Here is a 19,225-nt window from a genome sequence, read left to right as displayed (position 1 = left end):
AATGAAACCCGTCACCCGTATTCATTCGCGCACGGCGGTGTTGCCCGATGAAAACATCGACACCGATCGCATCATCCCCGCGCGCTTTCTGACCACCACCGAGCGGGCCGGCCTCGGCAAATTCTGCTTCAACGACTGGCGCTACCGCCAGGACGGCAGCGACAACCCTGAGTTTCCGCTCAACAAGCCCGAAGCACGCGGCTGCAACATCCTGGTCGCCGGCCGTAATTTCGGCTGCGGTTCCTCACGCGAACACGCGCCGTGGGCGTTGCTGGATTACGGCATCCAGGCGGTGCTGTGCAGCGAGATCGCCGACATCTTCCGCGGCAATGCGCTGAAGAACGGCCTGCTCGCCATCGTACTGGATGAAGCCGAACACCACTGGCTGCTGAAGAACCCCGGCATCGAGCTATCCATCGACGTGCGCGAACAGGCGATCGAACTGCCAGACGGCGGACGCATCCGCTTCCAGTTGGAGGCCTTCGCACGGCATTGCCTGCTCAACGGCGTGGATCAGCTCGGTTTCCTGCTGCAGCACGACGACGCAATCACTCACTACGAACATACACAGGAGAAGGCGGCATGAAGGCGCGCATCGTTACCCTACCCGGCGACGGCGTAGGCCCAGAAGTTCTCGACGCGGCGGTCGCCGTACTGCACGCCGTTGCCGAGCGCAGCGGCCACACTTTCGAATTCGAATCGCATCTGATCGGCGGCTGCGCCATCGACGCTACCGGCGAACCGCTGCCAGCCGCCACGCTGGAAGCCTGCAAGAAGGCGGATGCCGTGTTTCTGGGCGCGGTCGGCGGACCGAAGTGGTCCGATCCGCAGGCGAAAGTGCGTCCCGAGCAAGGCCTGCTCGCGATTCGTGCCGCACTCGGCGTGTACGCCAACCTGCGTCCGCTGCAGGTGCATCCGTCGCTGGCCTCGCTGTCGCCGCTGAAGAACGAGAAGCTTAAGAACGTCGACGTGCTGTTCGTACGTGAACTGACCGGCGGCGCATACTTCGGCGCGAAGACGCGCACCACCGATACCGCCACCGACGAATGCAAGTACACCGTAGCCGAAGTCGAGCGCGTCACGCGTCGCGCCTTCGAGCTGGCGCGCGAACGTCGCCAGCATGTCACCTCGGTGGACAAAGCCAACGTGCTGGAAACGTCGCGCCTGTGGCGCAGCACGGTCACGCGTGTCGCCGCCGAATATCCGGATGTGAAGCTGGAGCACCAGCTGGTCGATTCGATGGCGATGCTGCTGCTGACGCAGCCTTCGCGCTACGACGTGGTCGTCACCGAAAACCTGTTCGGCGACATCCTCACCGATGAAGCCGCCGCGCTGGCAGGTTCCCTGGGCTTGCTGCCATCCGCTTCGCTGGGCGAAGGCAAGATCGGTCTGTATGAGCCGATCCACGGTTCGGCACCGGACATCGCCGGGCAAGGCGTGGCGAATCCGCTGGGTGCGATCCTGTCCGCCGCGTTGCTATTGCGGCACTCGCTGGATCTGGACGTGGAAGCGACCACCATCGAGGCGGCCGTCAGCCATGTGCTGACCAACGGCCCGCACACGCGCGACATCGGCGGCAAGGCCGGCACCGCGGACGTGCGTGACGCCGTGATCGCCGCGCTCGACGACGTGGCCACGCCGGCGTTTCTCTCCGGCCTGCGTGCGTGTGGCTGAGCGGAGTGACGATGCGTAGCGATCTGATCAAAACCGGCCCCGACCGCGCACCCGCACGCGCGATGCTGCGCGCCACCGGCTTGCAGGACAGCGACATCACCAAGCCGCTGGTGGCGGTGGTGCATACGTGGTCCAACGTGAGCCCGTGCAACCTCAACCTGCGCGATCTCGCCGAGCATGTTTCAGCTGGTATTCGCGCGGCCGGCGGTACGCCGATCGAGTTCAACACCATCGCCGTCACCGACGGTATCGCGATGGGCACGCCAGGCATGCGCGCCTCGCTGATCAGCCGCGAAGTGATCACCGACTCGATTGAGCTGGCCGTCGACGGCCATTGCCTCGACGCGATGGTGGTGCTGTGCGGTTGCGACAAGACCATTCCCGCCGCCGCGATGGCGATGGCGCGCCTGAACATTCCCGCGGTCGCGCTGTACGGTGGCAGCATCGCGCACGGCAATCACAACAATCACCCCATCACCATCCAGCAGGTGTTCGAAGCGGTCGGCGCGCACGGCGCCGGCAAAATCGACGATGCCGAACTGGCGGCAGTGGAAAAGGATGCTTGCCCAGGTGCCGGCGCCTGCGGTGGCCAGTTCACCGCCAACACCATGGCGATGGTGCTGCAGACGCTGGGCCTGTCACCAATGGGCTTCAACGATATTCCCGCCACGCATCCAGCGAAGGCGCATGCGGCATTTCGCTGCGGCGAGTTGGTGATGGATTGCTTGCGCGAACAGCGCAAACCACTGGATATCCTGAACCAAACGGCGTTTCGCAACGCGGCGCGCATGGTTGCAGCAACGGCCGGCTCCACCAATGCTGTGCTGCATCTGCTGGCGATCTCGCGCGAAGCCGATGTGCCGTGGACGATCGAGGATTTCGAGCCTGCTTCGGCCCATACGCCAGTGATTGCCGATCTGCTGCCCGGCGGCCGCTATACCGCCGTCGAATTGTTTGGCGCAGGTGGAAGCGCACGCGTCGCGCAGGAATTGATCGCCGCGAACATGCTGGAGGACAGCCCCACCGTTACCGGTCGCACCTTGTTCGAGGAATGCGCTGCCGCACCGCGAGCGGAACAGCAGGACGTTGTGCATCCAGTGAGCCAACCGCTGAAACCGCGTGGCGGCTATTCAATCCTGTACGGCAATCTGGCGCCAGAAGGCTGCATTCTGAAACTGGCCGGCAAGGGTGCCACGCATTTCGAAGGACGCGCACGCGTGTTCGAAAGCGAGGAACAGGCCTTCGCTGCCGTGCAAGCCGGAACGCTGACCAAAGGCGACGTGATCGTCATCCGCAACGAAGGTCCGGCCGGCGGTCCCGGCATGCGCGAAATGCTGGGCGTCACGGCCGCACTGATCGGCCGCGGCCTGGGCGACGACGTCGCGCTAATCACCGATGGTCGTTTCTCCGGCGCCACGCACGGCTTCATGGTCGGCCACATTGCACCGGAAGCGGTGCGCGGCGGCCCGATTGCTTTGCTGCACGAGGGCGATCGCATCGTGATCGATGCGCAGTCGCGCACGATCTCTACGGACGCCGATCTCGCTACACGCCGCGCCAGCTGGCAACCGCCCGCGCCGAAAGTTACGCGCGGCGCGCTCGCCAAATACGCGCAATTGGTGGGGTCCGCCTCCGAAGGCGCCACCACGCATCCATCCACAAACGCACCTAAACAACCCATCACAACACAACCCGTCACATCAGGCATCGACGCAGGAGTCACAGCATGAGCACCACCGCCACCACCGAAACGCTCGCCAAGGCGCGCATTGCCGTTCTTGGCTACGGCAGCCAGGGCCGCGCCCACGCGCTCAATCTGAAGGACTCCGGTCTGGATGTCGTCGTCGGCCTGCGCCCGAACGGCCCCACCTGGAGCAAGGCCGTGGCCGATGGCTTCCATGTGGTCGAGCCGGGCGAAGCCGTACGCGGTGCGGACCTGGTTGCCGTGCTGACGCCGGACATGGTGCAGCCAACGCTGTACAAGGAGTCGATCGAGCCGAACGTCAAGCCCGGCGCTGCGTTGCTGTTTGCGCACGGCCTGAACGTGCACTTCAAGCTGATCGAACCGCGCACCGACATCGACGTGGTGCTGGTCGCGCCGAAAGGCCCGGGCGCACTGGTGCGCACCGAATACGAGCGCGGCCGCGGCGTGCCCTGCATCTACGCCGTGCACCAGGACGTAAGCGGCCACGCTGAAGAAAAGGCCACCGCCTATGCCGCGGGCCTGGGCGGCGCGCGCGCGATGTTGATCAAGACCGATTTCAAGGAAGAGACCGAAACGGATCTGTTCGGCGAGCAAGCCGTGTTGTGCGGCGGCGCCAGCGAGCTGGTGCTGAAAGGTTTCGAAACGCTGGTGGAAGCCGGCTATCAGCCCGAGATCGCCTACTACGAAGTGCTGCACGAACTGAAACTGATCGTGGATTTGTTCTACGAAGGCGGCATCACCAAGATGCTGGAATTCGTCTCCGAAACTGCGCAGTACGGCGATTACGTCAGCGGCCCGCGCGTGATCGACGCCGGCACCAAGGAGCGCATGAAGGCGGTGCTGAAGGATATCCAGGACGGCACCTTCACGCGCAACTGGATCGCCGAATACCAGGCTGGCCTGCCCAACTACAAGAAGTGGAAGCAGGCGGATCTGGATCACCCGATCGAGCAGGTCGGCGCAAAGCTGCGCGCGCGCATGCCTTGGCTGCAGCCCGGCGCCAAGGCCGGCCAGCCGGCGCTGAAGAAGGTTGGTTGAACACCATGCGGCGCTCACTAGGCTCCCCCCTGTCTCCGGCCAGTGGGCGCCGCATGGTTCCTTACAGGAATGTCTCCATGAAACGTTTCCACATTGCTCTTGCAGTTCGCGATCTCGACGCCTCCATCGCCGACTACAGCACGCGCCTTGGCCAACGACCGAACGTCATGGTCAACGGCAAGTACGCGATGTGGCGCACCGACCTGTTGAATTTCTCGATCAACGAAAACGCCGAACGTGCTGGCCAGTTGCGGCACATAGGTTTCGAGGACGACGGCGCGGAAGGCTTCACCAGTACGACCGACGTGAACGGTATCGAGTGGGAACGCTTCTCTGCCAAAGCACAGGACGAACGCATTGTGGAGATGTATGGCGCGCCCGTCAGCGCTTGACGGGCACGCTTCCGAGGATCGCTTCGCTCTATCACCCAACAGCACCACACGCTTCAAACACCACCAAGGGACCGACGTGAACATGCCACTGCTGAAACCCGCACCCGCCGCCGATGCCGCACAGGCCATCGCGCGCCATCCGCTGGCAGGTACTGCCATGAGCGGGGCGGATGTCGTCGTACAAGTGCTGGCGGATGAAGGTGTGGAAGTACTTTTTGGTTATTCCGGCGGCGCGATTTTGCCCGTTTACGATGCAGTATTCCGTCACAACGCCGAACACGTGTTGCCTGACGGCAGCGAACCGATGCCGCTGATCGTGCCCGCCAACGAGCAAGGCGCGGGTTTCATGGCGTCCGGTTATGCGCGCGCGTCGGGCAAGGTCGGCGTGGCCGTCGTGACCTCCGGCCCGGGCGCCACCAACATGGTGACGCCAGTGCGCGACTCCACCGCCGATTCGATTCCGTTGGTGGTGATCTGCGGCCAGGTCGCCACACAGGCCATCGGCAGCGACGCGTTCCAGGAAGCACCGATCAGCAACATCATGAGCGCCTGCGCCAAGCACGTGTTCCTGGTGACCGAAGCGGAGAAACTGGAAGCCACGCTGCGCACTGCATTCACTATCGCGCGCAGTGGACGGCCCGGCCCGGTAGTCGTGGACGTTCCCAAGGACATCCAGAACGCTGGCGTTGTTTTCGACGGCAAGGTGGAGCTGCCGCTGCCCGGCTATCGCGCGCGCCTGCGTGCCGTGGAGCAGGCCTCTTTGAGCGATACCGATTGCGCTACGTTTTTCCAGGTGCTGCTGCAGGCCAAGCGTCCGCTGATCTATGCCGGCGGCGGCATGATCGCCAGCGGCGCGTCGGTGCTGTTGCGCGAATTCGCCGAAACGTTCGGCCTGCCTGTCACCACCACGCTGATGGGTATCGGTGGTTTCGACACCACGCACCCGCTGGCGCTACACATGCTCGGCATGCACGGTACCGCCTATGCGAATTACGCCGTGGAGGATTGCGATTTCCTGTTCACGCTCGGCGCGCGCTTCGACGATCGCGTCGCCGGCGTGCCGTCGCAGTTCGCGCCGAAGGCGAAGTTCATCGCACATATCGACATCGATCCGGCTGAGATCAACAAGGTGAAGCCGGCCGATTGGCATCACGTCGGTCCGCTGGATCGCGCACTGCAACGGCTCATTCAATACGGCAAGGCACGCGGTCATCAACCGGCGCTGGCCGACTGGCACGCGCACATCGCGGTGCTGAAACACAAGCACGCCATGAACTACGACCGCGACAGCTCGCTGATTCAGCCGTACGCCGTGCTGGAGGAGATCAACCGCCACACGCAAGGCCGCGCCATCATCAGCACCGGCGTGGGCCAGCATCAGATGTGGGCCGCGCAATACCTGGATTTCCGCGCGCCGCGGCATTGGCTCACCTCCGGCTCGATGGGCACGATGGGTTTTGGCCTGCCAGCTGCGGTCGGCGCGCAATTCGCCCGGCGCGATGCGCTGGTGATCGACATTGATGGGGACGCCAGCATCCGCATGAACCTGGGTGAGCTGGAAACGGTGACCACCTACGATCTGCCGGTGAAAATCGTGGTGCTCAACAACGTCGGCGACGGCATGGTGCGCCAATGGCAGAAGCTGTTCTTCAAGGGGCGCTTCGCTTCCTCCGACAAGAGCCTGCATCGCAAGGATTTCGTGCGCGCTGCAGAAGCTGACGGCTTCGCCTGGGCACGCCGGCTGGAGCGCCGCGAGGATCTGGCCGCCACCATCGCCGAATTCCTGGCGTTCAAAGGACCGGCGTTCCTTGAAGTGATGATCGACCCGGATGCCGGCGTGTATCCGATGGTCGGCCCCGGCGCCAACTATTCGCAAATGATCACCGGCGACTTCATTCCCACACGTACCGTCGCGCACACCGGCGAAGCCGTTGCGTCCGACAGTTTTTGAATCCCCGCACGCTCATGACCGCTACACAGGAACAGGCCATGCAACACACGCTTTCCATTCTTCTGCAGAACGAAGCCGGCGCGCTTGTGCGCGTCGCAGGCCTGTTTGCCGCACGCGGACACAACATCGACACGTTGACCGTGGCCGCCACGGCTGACCCGGCAGTATCGCGTCTTACGCTGACGGTACGCGGCGATGACGCGACGCTCTCGCAGATCCTGCAGCAGACACGCAAATTGGTCGATGTATTGCAGGTCGAGCATCCGGCCCAGGCATGAATGCACGCCTTGCCGAGGAGGAAGCAACGCCAGACGCTGCCACCGTATTGCGGCGCGCCGAAGCGGCGTGCGTCTACGATGTGGCGCAGCGAACCGCGCTGGAACCTGCTTCACTGCTTTCAGCGCGGCTTGGCGTCAGCGTGCTGCTTAAACGCGAAGACCAGCAGCCGGTGTTTTCGTTCAAGCTGCGCGGCGCATACAACCGCATGGCTCAGCTCGATGCGGTGGAACGCGCGCACGGAGTGATCGCCGCCTCAGCGGGCAATCATGCGCAGGGCGTCGCGCTGGCCGCATCGCGCCTGAAGATTCATGCCACCATCGTGATGCCGGTGACCGCGCCGCAGGTGAAAGTCGATGCCGTACGGCGTTTCGGCGGTACCTATACCGAGGTCGTGCTACACGGCGATTCCTACAGTGATGCGCAAGCCGAAGCGCAACGTTTGCGCGAGCAGCGCGGCGCTACCTTCGTGCATCCTTTCGACGATCTGGACGTGATCGCCGGCCAGGCCACCATCGGGCTGGAACTGCTGACGCAACATCAAGGTCCTCTGCACGCGGTCTTTGTGCCGATCGGCGGCGGCGGCTTGGCTGCGGGTGTAGCCTCCGTCATCAAAGCACGGCGCCCCGACGTACGCGTGATTGGCGTGCAGGCCAGTGATGCCGACGCGATGGCGTGTGCACTGGAAGCCGGCGAACGTGTCGTGCTGGACGAAGTCGGGTTGTTCGCCGATGGTACCGCGGTCAAGCAGGTCGGCACGCAGACGTTTTTACTCTGCCAGCGGTATCTCGATGATGTGCTGCGCGTGGATACGGATGCCATTTGCGCGGCGATCCGCGATATCTACCAGGATACTCGGAGCATTCCCGAACCTTCCGGCGCCCTCGCGCTGGCCGGCCTCAAGCAGTATGCCGCGGCATACGGCTCGCCGGATGGCGCACTCGTCGCCGTGGTTTCCGGCGCCAACATGAATTTCGATCGCCTGCGTTTCGTGGCCGAACGTGCCGAAGTCGGCGAACAGCGCGAAGCCGTATTCGCAGTAACCATTCCCGAGCAACGCGGCAGCTTTAAGCGTTTTTGCAGCGCACTCGGCCAACATTCGATCACCGAGTTCAACTACCGCATCGGCGATCTGCAGGCCGCGCACATCTTCGTCGGCGTGCAGACCACCAAACGCGGTGAGCGCGAAGCACTGACCGAAGCATTCCGCGCCAACGATTTCGGCGTGCTCGACCTTACCGACGACGAACTAGCAAAGCTGCATCTGCGCCACATGATCGGGGGTCGATCGCCACTGGCGCGCGACGAACGGCTTTACCGTTTCGACTTCCCCGAACGTCCCGGCGCATTGGCGCGTTTTCTGGACCGCATGCATCCGGACTGGAACATCAGCCTGTTCCACTATCGCAATCACGGGGCTGATTACGGCCGCATCCTGGTCGGCCTTCAGGTGCCGCCGAACGAACTTGGCTTGTTGCAGGATTTTCTCGCCACGCTCGGCTATCCGCATGTGGATGAAAGCGACAACCCTGCTTATCGTTTGTTGCTACGCGCGTAGAAAATCCGAGAGAGCGTCGTCCATCGAACCACCCGCATCCAACTCGAACACGTGGTTGTCGTAATCCATGAAATAAAGCGCGGTGTTTTCACGCGCCATGAAGTGTTCGACGTCGAAGTTGGCTAGCTTGTCAGCATAGCCCTTCAGTTCGTCACGGCTTACTTCGAAACCGATGTGATCGCCGTTGCGCGCGGGAGGCCCTTCACCTTGCCGCAATACGAACCACACCCCGCCGAACTTCGCAAAGGTTTGCGGGTGACCTTCATCGTCCGGCTGCTCGGCCACCACACGCGCGCCAAGCACACCCGCGAATAGCTCCGCGGTACGGGCGGGGTCGCGCACGATCAACGCAATATGACCGATAGATGTAGTGCTCATAACGACCCACCCCCGACGGCGCGCAACCTGTGAACCGACGCATCTTTGCCCGCCAATGTACTACTGGTCCGGGCGAAGCGGCATACAGCACGGTTTCGGGGTAAAGGGAGCACGCTACACTTGGGGCATGGCACCGACCTCTCGCAAGCGCCCACGGCGCACGTCTCCCGCACCTGCGCCGCATCGCGCTCGCGCCGCCGCACCCGCACGAGCGCAGCCCCCGCGCCCAGCCGATAGTTCTTCCCGTGCTTCGCGCGTGCTGGATTGGCTGCTGCAGAAGCTGCCCGAGCAGCACCGCCAGAAAGCGCACGACATCCTCGTCCTCACCCGCATGGATCGCCCGATCGGTGCGCTGCTGCTGCTGTGGCCGACCTGGTGGGCGCTGTGGTTGGCGGCCGGCGACTTTCCCCCGTGGAAGCCGCTGATCATCTTTACACTGGGCGTGTTCGCGATGCGCGCGGCCGGCTGCGCCATCAACGATTACGCCGACCGCAAGCTCGATCCGCAGGTGGCGCGGACGGCTGGACGTCCCATCGCCTCCGGTCGCGTGACGCCCCGCGAAGCCCTGGTCGTGTTCGTCGCACTGCTGGTGTTCGCGTTTCTGCTGGTGCTGATGACCAATACGCTGACCATCAAACTGTCCTTCATCGGCGCCGCACTGGCTGCGCTCTACCCTTTCACCAAGCGCCATACCGACCTGCCGCAAGTGGTGCTGGGCGCGGCGTTCGGCTGGTCGATACCGATGGCTTTCGCGGCCGTGCAAAACACCGTGCCGCCACTGGGCTGGCTGCTGTTCATCACCAATATCCTGTGGTCGGTGATCTACGACACCGAATACGCGATGGTCGATCGCGACGACGACCTCAAGGCCGGCGCACGCTCTACCGCCATTCTGTTCGGCGACGCGGATCTTCCGATCATCGGCGTGCTGATGGCTACGATGGTGATCGCGCTGGTGATGATCGGCACGCGCGCGCACCTGGGCTGGCCTTATTGGTTGGCGGTTGCGGTCGCGGCGAGCCTGTTCGGCTGGCAACAGTGGCTAATTCGGAACCGTGAACGCGATGCCTGCCTCACCGCATTCCGGCACAACAATTGGGTAGGGCTTGCACTGTGGATCGGCATCGCATTGGCGTTGGCGATTCGCTGAAGCGCACTACCTGCACTTTCAACACCCGCTTGACCTTACGTTTTTGAAGCCGGAGCGCGCGCAAGCGCCCATACATCGACACGCAGAACTCCAGCGCGCTTCAAGGTACGCGCACATTCGGCCAAGGTCGCCCCTGTGGTGAAGACATCATCGAGCACGGCGACGTGATCAGGTAGCACGGCACTCGCACGCAAAGCGAACGCATGGCGCAGATTCCGCCGACGTTCGACGGCATCCAGACCTGTCTGCGCATCGGTATGCCGAACACGCTGCAGCAGATCGTGTCGACATGGAATGTCCAGCGCACGTGCTAGCGGTCTTGCCAGCTCCACGGCCTGGTTGTAGCCACGCTCGCGCAAGCGGCTTCGATGTAGAGGCACGGGAAGAATAAGCTGCGGCAGATCAGACGACCGTGGTTCGCGCTGCCACATAGTGGTCAGTACGCGTCCGGCGGCAAGATCGCGGCTGAACTTGAAGCGCGTTTCCAGGCGATCCAGCGGCCACGTGTAGCGAAAAGGCGCCCAGGCAGCATCCCAGGGTGGCGCCTTGCGCTGACAGCGACCGCATAAGGGTGCCGAGATCGGCAATGGCAGCGCGCAGCGTTGGCAGCAGTGCGCATTGCGTGGCAGTTCTGCCGCGCAGTCGGCGCATAGGTCCACACCATTCGTGCCGGTGTCGCCACACAGCAGGCAACGCCACGGCAGTAGCCACCGATGCAGTGAGGAAAGCCAGCGAGTCGGCGCATCCATGCGCGGGTATGTCGGTCAGGTGTTCGGCTTGAACATCGCCGCGTCGAGGATCGACCAGAGATGGATGATCCAGCCCATCCAAAAGACCCAGAGGATGCCCGCCAGCACGAACATCAGCACCGCTTTCAGAAAGCGCCCCTGCACCAATTGACCCAGCCCCGGAATGAACAAGCTGCATACGGCGGCGATGACATTTCCGGCGCTGCCCTGACCTGCACTCATGGATCGACTCCTTCGATGGATGGTCTGCCGATGGTAGCGTCTTCACCCCCATTCCATCTCGTCAACCATTCGCCGGAGGATTGAGTTGACAGCCTGTTAGGCGAATCTCACACTGTGCCGGTTTCCCGGAGCCTTCCCATGACTGCAGCCGCCCTTCGCCATGACTGGACCCGCGACGAAGTCGTCGCCCTGTTCGCCCTTCCGTTCAACGAGCTGCTGCATCGCGCGCATAGCGTGCACCGCGAGCATCACGACCCGAATGCGGTGCAGGTATCCACGTTGCTGTCGATCAAGACCGGCGGTTGCCCGGAAGATTGCGGCTATTGCCCGCAGGCCGCGCGCTACCACACCGGCGTGCAGGCGGAAAAACTGATGTCGGTGGAAAACGTGGTCGCGCGCGCGCAGGCCGCCAAGAACGCTGGCGCCAGCCGCTTCTGCATGGGCGCCGCTTGGCGCAGCCCCAAGGACCGCGACGTGGCGCAAGTGGCGGAAATCGTTTCGGCGGTGAAAGCACTGGGCCTGGAAACCTGCGCAACGCTGGGCATGCTCACCGGCGAACAGGCGCAAACGCTGAAACAGGCCGGCCTGGATTACTACAACCACAACCTGGATACCGCGCCGGAGTTCTACGGCGAGATCATCCACACGCGCCAATACCAGGATCGCCTGGATACGCTGGAACACGTGCGTGAGGTGGGACTCAAGACCTGCTGCGGCGGCATCGTGGGCATGGGCGAAACGCGCGCGCAGCGCGCCGGTCTGCTGCAGACGCTGGTCAATCTGCCGGAGCACCCGCAATCAGTGCCGATCAACCAGCTGGTGCAGGTGCCGGGCACGCCGCTGCACGGCACGGAAGTGCTGGATCCGTTTGAGTTCGTGCGTACCATCGCGGTAGCGCGCATCCTGATGCCGGCGTCGATGGTGCGTCTGTCCGCCGGTCGTCAGCAGATGGATGACGCGGTGCAGGCGCTGTGCTTCTTCGCTGGCGCCAACTCGATCTTCTATGGCGAAAAACTGCTGACCACCGGCAACCCCGACGTGGAGCACGATCGCGCGCTGTTCCGTCGTCTCGACTTGCATGCGCTGGAAGTGACGGAAGACGCGGATACGGTGCACGCGGATATTCTCGAAACAGAAGCAGCCAGCTGCGGACAAGGCTGTGGGTGCAGTGTCGCGGCCTGACCTGATCGAACGTTTGGCCGTCCAGACGGCCGAGCGCGCGCAGGCTCAATTGCAACGCCGCCTGCGCGTTATCGAACGCGCTGAAGGTCCCTTCATCGAAAGCAACGGGCGCCGCCTGCTGGTTTTCTGCACCAACGATTACCTAGGCCTGGCGCAAGATCCAAGACTGATCAGCGCACTAAAGCACGCCGCTGATGCAAGCGGTGTCGGCAGCGGCTCGGCTCATCTCATCTGCGGTCATCGACGCGAACACGCCGAACTAGAAGAAGCATTGGCCGAATGGACCGGCCGTGAACGCGCGCTACTTTTCTCCACCGGCTACATGGCCAATCTCGGCGTAATGCAGGCACTGCTGCAGCGTGGCGAACTGTGCGTGCAGGACAAGCTCAATCACGCCTGCCTGCTCGATGGCGCGCAACTGGCCGGTGCGGCGCTGAAACGTTATCCGCATACCGATTTGGATGCCGCCGCGCGCCAATTGCGCAGCGACGTCGAAGGATGCGCGTTGCTTGCCACCGATGGCGTGTTCAGCATGGATGGCGATATCGCGCCACTGCGCGAGCTCGCCACGCTTTGCGCGCAGGAAGGCGCCACGTTGATGGTCGACGATGCGCACGGCGTCGGCGTGCTGGGCACAGATGGCGCCGGCAGCGTAGCCGAAGCGAGCCTGAGCGAACGGGACGTACCGGTGCTGATGGCGACGCTGGGCAAGGCGCTTGGCTGCAATGGCGCGTTCGTCGCCGGCTCCGCCACGCTGATCGATGGACTGATCCAGTTCGCGCGCACCTATATCTACACCACGGCCATGCCCCCCGCCTTGGCCGCCGCCACGCATTGCGCCGTGACCATTGCACGCAACGAAAGCTGGCGCCGCGAGAAACTCAACGCGTTGATTCAGCGTTTCCGTCACGGCGCGGAGCAGCTTGGCCTGCCGCTGATGCCGTCGCGCACGCCCATTCAACCGCTGCTGCTTGGCGACGCGCAGCATGCCTTGGAAGCATCCCGCACACTGGAAGCACAAGGTCTGCTGGCAGTGGCAATCCGCCCGCCCACCGTGCCACAGGGGCAATCGCGCCTGCGCATCACGTTGTCGGCCGCTCATGAGGAAATACACGTGGACCGGCTGCTGGAAGCGCTGGCGTCCCTGCGGCTGGCGGATGCCCCGGTATAATTGCGCCTCGCACATCCATCCCTCTCTATGTCGATCCTGAATATCTCCGCCTACCGCTTCGTCAGCCTGGACGATCTCCCGGCGCTGCGCGAACGCATGCTGGCGCAATGCGATGCGCTGACGCTGAAAGGTACGATCCTGCTGGCACCGGAAGGCATCAATCTGTTTCTCGCCGGCCCGCGCGAAGCCATCGACGGTTTCATGGACTGGCTGCGCAGCGATTCGCGCTTTGCCGATATGCAGGCGAAGGAATCTTTTTCCGACGACGCACCTTTCAAGCGCATGCGCGTGCGTCTGAAGAAAGAGATCATCACCTTGCGCCACCCGACGATTCGCCCTGAAGGCGGACGTGCGCCTGCCGTAGACGCGGCGACGCTCAAGCGCTGGCTGGACCAAGGCCACGACGACGATGGCCGCGCTGTAGTGCTGTTGGACACGCGCAATACCTACGAAACGGACGTGGGCATGTTTCCGCAAGCCATCGATTACCGCATTGCGAGCTTTACCGAATTACCCGCGGTGTTGGCAGCCGATAGGGAGCGTTATACCGACAAGACAGTGGTGTCGTACTGCACCGGTGGCATTCGTTGCGAGAAGGCCGTGCTGCATATGCAGGACATCGGCATGGATCACGTTTTTCAGCTTGAAGGCGGCATTCTGAAATACTTTGAAGAAGTGGGCGGCGCGCACTGGCAGGGTGACTGCTTCGTGTTCGATGAGCGTGGCGCGGTGGACAAGACGCTTAGTCCGGCGCTCGTAGCGCCGCCAGAGGCACCCAGAGACACCACCGCATGACCCTGCATATCGACACCCAAGGCAGCGGCCCGATTCCGCTGGTGATGCTGCACGGCTGGGCCATGCACGGCGGCATCTTCGGTCCGCTCGTCGATGTACTGCGCGAACGTTGCACGATGTATCTGGTCGATCTGCCCGGACATGGTTTTTCGCGCGATTGCGGTTTGCCGCTGGAACCGCACGCCTGCGCACGTGCCATCGTCGAGGCTACGCCGCCCGCCGTTTGGCTGGGCTGGTCGCTCGGTGGGTTGATCGCCCTCAGTGGGGCACTGGATTTCCCGCAGCACGTGCGCAGTCTTGCCATGCTGTGCGCCACGCCGCGCTTCGTCAGCAGCAGCGACTGGCCGCACGGACGCGATCCTTCGCTGGTGCGCCAGCTCGCCACCGACCTGGAAACCGACTATCACGCCACCATCGAGCGCTTTCTGGCGCTGGAGGTGATGGGCAGCCCCGATCCGCGCGCGGAGTTGCGCAAGCTGCGCGCCGAGGTATTTGCGCGCGGTGAGCCGAACATGCGCGTGCTGCAGGAAGGCATTCGCGTGCTCGATCAGACCGACTTGCGCGACGGCCTGCCGCAATTGCAAGCAGGCAAGAGTTGGTGGAGCGCCGGCCGCCTTGACCGGCTGGTGCATCCTGATGCCATGCAATGGTCCGCCCAGGCAAGTGAAGGGGAATTCCACGTGATCCCGCACGCGGGCCATGCGCCTTTTCTCAGTCACCCCGATACCGTCGCGCAAACGCTGCTGCCGTGGCTGGAGGCAACCGCATGAGCGATTTCCAGCTCGACCCGCGCCGCATACGCGCCAATTTCAGCCACGCCGCCACCAGCTACGAACAGCATGATGCCTTGCAGCGCGAAGTGCAGCAGCTGCTGCTGGAACGTTTGGACTTCTATTTGCAGGAACCCGAACGCGTCGTCGACGTGGGCGCCGGTACTGGTCGCGGCAGCGCGTTGCTGAAAAAACGCTACGGTAAGGCGCAGGTGATTGCCGTGGATGCGGCGCTGCCGATGCTGCGCACCGCCAAGTCGCACGCCAGTTGGCTGAAGCCGTTCGTGCGCGTGTGCGGTGAGGCGACCGCCTTGCCACTACCCGATCACAGCGTCGACGTGCTGCATTCCAACCTCTGTTTCCAGTGGATCGACGATCTTCCCGCGCTGTTCGGCGAGTGCGTGCGCGTGCTCAAACCCGGCGGCATGCTGCTGTATTCCACCTTCGGTCCCGATACCCTGCGCGAATTACGCGCGGCCTGGGCTGCAGTGGACCAGCATTCGCACGTCAGCCGTTTTCTGGACATGCACGATCTGGGCGATGCGATGATCGCCGCCGGCCTGCGCGATCCAGTGCTGGACGTGGACCGCTACACGCTCACCTACAGCGAGCCGAAGGCACTGCTGCGCGAACTGAAAGGCCTGGGTGCCACCCACGCCGACCGCGGCCGCGAGCGTGGTCTCACCGGCAAGCGTCATTTCCAGAGCATGCTGGCGGCGTACGAATCCATGCGCGTGAACGACCGCATTCCCGCCACCTGGGAAGTGGTGACGGCGCATGCCTGGGGTCCGGCACCGGGCCAGTCGCGTCGTGCAAAAGGCGGCGGCGAGATTGCCAGCTTTTCGATCGACGCCCTGCGTGGCTCGCGGCGACGCTGATTACTACTGCTGCGGTGCCGGCGCGCTGGTCGTCGGTGCGGGCACCGGCTGCGTCTGCGGCGCGTTCTGTCGCTGCTTGGGCAGGTAAGTCATGCTCACGTTGCCGGTGCCGGTGAAATAGGCAGTCTGCGTGTTGTAGGTAAGCGTGTCGGCATGCGCATCGCCCATGCCTTGCTCGGTGACCACGGCATTCGGTTGCAGCACGGCAATGCCATGTATGTTGTCGTAATCGAGCGTAGGGGCCTCGCCGGTCATCAGATGGTCATTGTCGTCCAACTGCTGGATGTGCGCCGGGCGACCCTTCAAGACGATACGGCTGACCTGGCTGTCGGCATCCAGATAAAGCTGGGCGACGTCACCCTTGGCCTTCATGCTGCCCTGCGTAACCACCACGTTACCGGTGAGCGTGGTGATCGTATTGGGTGCGTTGAAGCCGTTGACGGAGGTCTGCGAGGTGGTCATCGGCTGGTTGCGATCGCCGGTCTTGGCGTGCGCCGCCAGCGGTAGCAGCAGCGCGAGTGCGGCACACAGCCGGAACATGGAGCCGCCGTAGCGCGTGTGGGAATCTTGGTACGGCTTCATGTACGGCATCTCCATAGGCCAGCGGTTGACCGTCATTCTAGGGTGTTTTTGTGAGTCGTCGCACGTAAGCAGCGACTTTCCTGCTCGTCAACGCTTGGCGGCGCATGTCTTGTGCCGGAAACACTCCACCAGGTGATCGTTGACCATCCCCGTCGCCTGCATGAAGGCATAGCAGATGGTGGTGCCGACGAAGCGAAAGCCATGCTTTTTCAGCGCCTTGCTCATGCGATCCGACACCGGCGTGCTGGCCGGCACCTCACCTTGGGTGCGCCATGCGTTGCGAATCGGCTTGCCGTCGACGAACGACCACAGATAGGCATCCAGGCTTCCGTGCTCGCCGATCGCATCCAGCGCCGCCTTGGCGTTGTCACGCGCGGAGAATATCTTGAGGCGATTGCGGATCAGGCCCGGATCGAGCAGCAGCTTTTCCAGTTCGCGATCCTTCATCGCGGCGACGCGGGCGATGTCGAAATCATGAAACGCGCGGCGGTAGTGATCGCGTTTGTGCAACACCGTGCGCCAAGACAAGCCGGCTTGCGCCCCTTCCAGGCACAGGAATTCGAACAAGGCGCGATCGTCGTGCAGCGGCACACCCCACTCGGTGTCGTGATAAGCCTGCATCAGTTCGCCATCGCCTGCCCAATGGCAGCGTATGCGGGTGGTCGCCACGGCTTTCCCCTTTTTCGTTCTCAAGGGGCGCAGGATACCGCCAACTCAGTGCGCGATCTCCAGGCTGCAATGCGCGGCGCCGTCGGCCCTGCAACTGAGGTGCCTTACGCGCACTTTCTTGCCTGCCACTGCCGCACCTAGCAAGCCTTCCAGATAGCCGCCATAGAACTTGCATCCGGAACGGCCGCCCCTCATGCACATAGGGCAGTTGAGAACGTGCACGTGCACGCCACGCTGCTCGATCTCTGCAAGTTGACGCAAGGCGGGCACGGCAACGCGTCGGATCGCATCGCCCAGGTTCAGCCCGATGCTCTCGGCGTAATCCCGCTTGTGTACCCACACACCCATGCGCCGCCCGGCCAGGAACAGCGAAGGCTCACGTGCAGATTCCGCCACGCCGTTTTCCAGCGCAGCCAACCCGGGATAGATGCTCGGAAAATCCCGCACCAGCTGGGGAAGAAGTTGTTCTATCTGCGCGATGTCGGGCGCGACAGGCGGCTCCACTTCGGCAACGGATGGTGCAGCGATGCGTAACGCTGATTTCGGCGGAGCCACCGCAATCGCCGTCGCCTCTTCGCAAAGCGCCGCCTCGAAGCTCAGCACGCGACTGTGCGTACCCAGCATTTCCTCCAACGCAAAACGTTGCTCGGAAGGGCCGCGCACAACCATCGACAACCACGCGCCACGCCCGTCGTGCGTAAGACTCTGACGCAGAAGTGCATAGTGATTGGCGGTGATGACTTGCCCAAGCTCCATGACCAGGCCCTCTCTCCGATCGGAGAGAACCTGTATTTCCAGCTCGATCATAGGCCCCCCTGTTGCTCGATGCTGGTGACGCAGATTCGGCCGCCAGGATGAGCGATTTCCGGAGCGCAAGACGTGATTGGTTTCAAAAATCCCTGTGCATGAGCGGACGCACGTCTCACAAGGCGTCTTTACTGCTGCAAACGCCTGCCATGGAGACGCTCATGACAGCCGCGCCTTTCCGCGTATGGAAAAGGCGCGACCGCGCCGACTTGCTCAGAACGTTGCCCAGTTTTCGTAGCCGCCCGGCTGGGCCTTGATCGAATGGCGGCTCGCACGTGCGCGCCGCCGCGACCGCGCATGGCTCATCTGGAAACTCCAGAAGCGATCCCAAAGACCGCAATACTGCAGACACAACGCTTCGACATGCGTGTACTGCTCCGGCATCAGCGCCTGGGTGAGGATCAGCCAGAGATCGTTTTCGTGATCGTCATCGGCGGCCTCAGCGGTTTCATCGGCACTCACACCATGCACGAAGTAATAACCGTCGCTGACGTCAATGCCCTGCATGCAAGTTGCTGCGCGCAGCGGCGGACTGAACAGCACCACTTCTTCTTCGGCCACCGCCAGCAAGGCCGTTACGCCCACGTAGTAGCGATAGCTCCGCTCCAGAAACGTACGCACGCCGCGAGCACTGCGGCTGGGCACATAGGTTTGCCGCTCTTCCAGGCTAATACCGTAGTCGTCGAGCACGCGCTCGAACAGCGGATAGTGGGCATACGTCGGATTGCCACGGTAATAGCCATCGGCATCGGAACCGGGACGAAAGCCGAACTCGTCCAGATCGTTCAAGGTGATGAGGAAACGCGGAGCGAGCTTGGCGCCCGGCTGCAGGCGCGGTTCGAGCTGGCGGGTCTGCATCTGCGCGGCCAGCAAGGCGTCCGTGAATATCTGCACGATTGCATGACGATATTCCAGATGGATTCGGCGCATGGACGCAGCATCCAGTTCACCGCGATTGAGGATATCGATGGCGATGTGCCGCGCCACCGGATGAGCAGCAATGGTTTGCCGCAAGCCCTGGATAAATGCGGCGTTCTGCTGCCAGAGATCGGCCGGCACGCTGGCCTGCATGGCAGCAATGGCTTTCTTGCGCGGGTGATCCAGATCAAGCATCGAAGACTGCATACAGGTTCCCTCCAACGTTAGACACATCGATCAGGCGCCGGCAATGGCCGGCACTCAACGTTCGATTGCGAAAACGTGTTGGACTGTTCCAGTGTGTAGTTGAATCGTGCGTCGGTTTTTCTGGAAGTTTTGGTTAAACCGTCGTGCTCATGC

21 protein-coding genes are annotated in these 19,225 nt (G+C 63.0%); 14 read left to right on the top strand and 7 right to left on the bottom strand.

Annotated elements, in window-relative coordinates; all coding sequences use genetic code 11:
* The first annotated feature begins 1 nt into the window (after window position 1).
* The 8 genes from leuD (at window position 2) to ilvA (ending at window position 8,594) form a co-directional block, all read left to right on the top strand.
* The gene (gene leuD / locus ISP18_RS19235) at window positions 2–586 is read left to right on the top strand and encodes a 3-isopropylmalate dehydratase small subunit (RefSeq protein WP_380011181.1); all 585 of its coding nucleotides are present in this window, start codon (window positions 2–4) and stop codon (window positions 584–586) included.
* Window positions 583–1,674, top strand: a complete 1,092-nt coding sequence (gene leuB / locus ISP18_RS19230) for a 3-isopropylmalate dehydrogenase (RefSeq protein WP_380011178.1) — start codon at window positions 583–585, stop codon at window positions 1,672–1,674. Before leuD ends, leuB begins: the two co-directional genes overlap by 4 nt.
* A gap of 11 nt (window positions 1,675–1,685) precedes the next feature.
* Window positions 1,686–3,404: a dihydroxy-acid dehydratase gene (ilvD, locus tag ISP18_RS19225; protein ID WP_380011175.1), complete on the top strand. Its 1,719-nt coding sequence runs from the start codon at window positions 1,686–1,688 to the stop codon at window positions 3,402–3,404.
* Entirely contained in the window at window positions 3,401–4,417 is a 1,017-nt protein-coding gene (gene ilvC / locus ISP18_RS19220) for a ketol-acid reductoisomerase (RefSeq protein WP_380011172.1), read from the top strand. The genes ilvD and ilvC overlap by 4 nt, the downstream gene beginning before the upstream one ends.
* 77 nt (window positions 4,418–4,494) lie before the next feature.
* Window positions 4,495–4,809, top strand: coding sequence for a VOC family protein (locus ISP18_RS19215; RefSeq protein WP_380011169.1), 315 nt, complete (start codon window positions 4,495–4,497; stop codon window positions 4,807–4,809).
* An 82-nt stretch (window positions 4,810–4,891) separates the two neighbouring features.
* Window positions 4,892–6,760: a biosynthetic-type acetolactate synthase large subunit gene (gene ilvB / locus ISP18_RS19210; protein WP_380011935.1), complete on the top strand. Its 1,869-nt coding sequence runs from the start codon at window positions 4,892–4,894 to the stop codon at window positions 6,758–6,760.
* A 38-nt stretch (window positions 6,761–6,798) separates the two neighbouring features.
* Window positions 6,799–7,038, top strand: a complete 240-nt coding sequence (ilvN, locus tag ISP18_RS19205) for an acetolactate synthase small subunit (protein WP_192676522.1) — start codon at window positions 6,799–6,801, stop codon at window positions 7,036–7,038.
* Window positions 7,035–8,594, top strand: a complete 1,560-nt coding sequence (ilvA, locus tag ISP18_RS19200) for a threonine ammonia-lyase, biosynthetic (RefSeq protein ID WP_380011166.1) — start codon at window positions 7,035–7,037, stop codon at window positions 8,592–8,594. Before ilvN ends, ilvA begins: the two co-directional genes overlap by 4 nt.
* Here ilvA and ISP18_RS19195 read toward each other — a convergent pair.
* The gene (locus ISP18_RS19195; RefSeq protein WP_380011163.1) at window positions 8,583–8,972 is read right to left on the bottom strand and encodes a VOC family protein; all 390 of its coding nucleotides are present in this window, start codon (window positions 8,970–8,972) and stop codon (window positions 8,583–8,585) included. The genes ilvA and ISP18_RS19195 overlap by 12 nt on opposite strands.
* A 256-nt stretch (window positions 8,973–9,228) precedes the next feature.
* On the opposite strand from ISP18_RS19195, the gene ubiA reads away from it, so the two are divergent.
* On the top strand, window positions 9,229–10,122 hold the full coding sequence (gene ubiA / locus ISP18_RS19190) for a 4-hydroxybenzoate octaprenyltransferase (RefSeq protein ID WP_380011932.1): 894 nt from the start codon (window positions 9,229–9,231) through the stop codon (window positions 10,120–10,122).
* A gap of 35 nt (window positions 10,123–10,157) precedes the next feature.
* Here ubiA and ISP18_RS19185 read toward each other — a convergent pair whose 3' ends face one another.
* Window positions 10,158–10,871, bottom strand: a complete 714-nt coding sequence (locus tag ISP18_RS19185) for a ComF family protein (protein ID WP_380011160.1) — start codon at window positions 10,869–10,871, stop codon at window positions 10,158–10,160.
* 15 nt (window positions 10,872–10,886) lie between these two features.
* Window positions 10,887–11,093, bottom strand: coding sequence for a hypothetical protein (locus ISP18_RS19180; RefSeq protein ID WP_380011157.1), 207 nt, complete (start codon window positions 11,091–11,093; stop codon window positions 10,887–10,889).
* A gap of 138 nt (window positions 11,094–11,231) precedes the next feature.
* Here ISP18_RS19180 and bioB point away from each other — a divergent pair, with 138 nt between their 5' ends.
* The 5 genes from bioB to bioC are packed head-to-tail and all read left to right on the top strand — an operon-like array spanning window position 11,232 to window position 15,889.
* On the top strand, window positions 11,232–12,275 hold the full coding sequence (gene bioB, locus ISP18_RS19175) for a biotin synthase BioB (RefSeq protein ID WP_380011154.1): 1,044 nt from the start codon (window positions 11,232–11,234) through the stop codon (window positions 12,273–12,275).
* Window positions 12,262–13,446: an 8-amino-7-oxononanoate synthase gene (bioF, locus tag ISP18_RS19170; protein WP_380011151.1), complete on the top strand. Its 1,185-nt coding sequence runs from the start codon at window positions 12,262–12,264 to the stop codon at window positions 13,444–13,446. Before bioB ends, bioF begins: the two co-directional genes overlap by 14 nt.
* A gap of 27 nt (window positions 13,447–13,473) precedes the next feature.
* A complete protein-coding gene (locus ISP18_RS19165) occupies window positions 13,474–14,241 on the top strand; it encodes a sulfurtransferase (RefSeq protein ID WP_380011148.1) in 768 nt (255 codons plus the stop codon).
* Complete coding sequence (bioH, locus tag ISP18_RS19160) at window positions 14,238–15,011, top strand: pimeloyl-ACP methyl ester esterase BioH (protein WP_380011145.1); 774 nt, start codon at window positions 14,238–14,240, stop codon at window positions 15,009–15,011. Before ISP18_RS19165 ends, bioH begins: the two co-directional genes overlap by 4 nt.
* Window positions 15,008–15,889, top strand: coding sequence for a malonyl-ACP O-methyltransferase BioC (bioC, locus tag ISP18_RS19155; protein WP_380011142.1), 882 nt, complete (start codon window positions 15,008–15,010; stop codon window positions 15,887–15,889). The genes bioH and bioC overlap by 4 nt, the downstream gene beginning before the upstream one ends.
* 3 nt (window positions 15,890–15,892) lie before the next feature.
* On the opposite strand, the gene ISP18_RS19150 is transcribed toward bioC, so the two are convergent.
* The 4 genes from ISP18_RS19150 to ISP18_RS19135 form a co-directional block, all read right to left on the bottom strand.
* On the bottom strand, window positions 15,893–16,471 hold the full coding sequence (locus tag ISP18_RS19150; RefSeq protein ID WP_380011139.1) for an LptA/OstA family protein: 579 nt from the start codon (window positions 16,469–16,471) through the stop codon (window positions 15,893–15,895).
* A gap of 87 nt (window positions 16,472–16,558) precedes the next feature.
* Window positions 16,559–17,140, bottom strand: coding sequence for a DNA-3-methyladenine glycosylase I (locus tag ISP18_RS19145; protein ID WP_380011136.1), 582 nt, complete (start codon window positions 17,138–17,140; stop codon window positions 16,559–16,561).
* A gap of 45 nt (window positions 17,141–17,185) precedes the next feature.
* A complete protein-coding gene (locus ISP18_RS19140; RefSeq protein WP_380011133.1) occupies window positions 17,186–17,947 on the bottom strand; it encodes a hypothetical protein in 762 nt (253 codons plus the stop codon).
* A 213-nt stretch (window positions 17,948–18,160) separates the two neighbouring features.
* Window positions 18,161–19,072: a hypothetical protein gene (locus tag ISP18_RS19135; RefSeq protein WP_380011130.1), complete on the bottom strand. Its 912-nt coding sequence runs from the start codon at window positions 19,070–19,072 to the stop codon at window positions 18,161–18,163.
* Window positions 19,073–19,225: the final 153 nt, after the last annotated feature.

Source organism: Dyella humi, from assembly GCF_044904605.1.
Classification (GTDB): Bacteria; Pseudomonadota; Gammaproteobacteria; order Xanthomonadales; family Rhodanobacteraceae; genus Dyella_B; species Dyella_B humi.
Note: the sequence above shows the minus strand (reverse complement) of the source record. Positions and strands in the feature narration are given on the sequence as shown.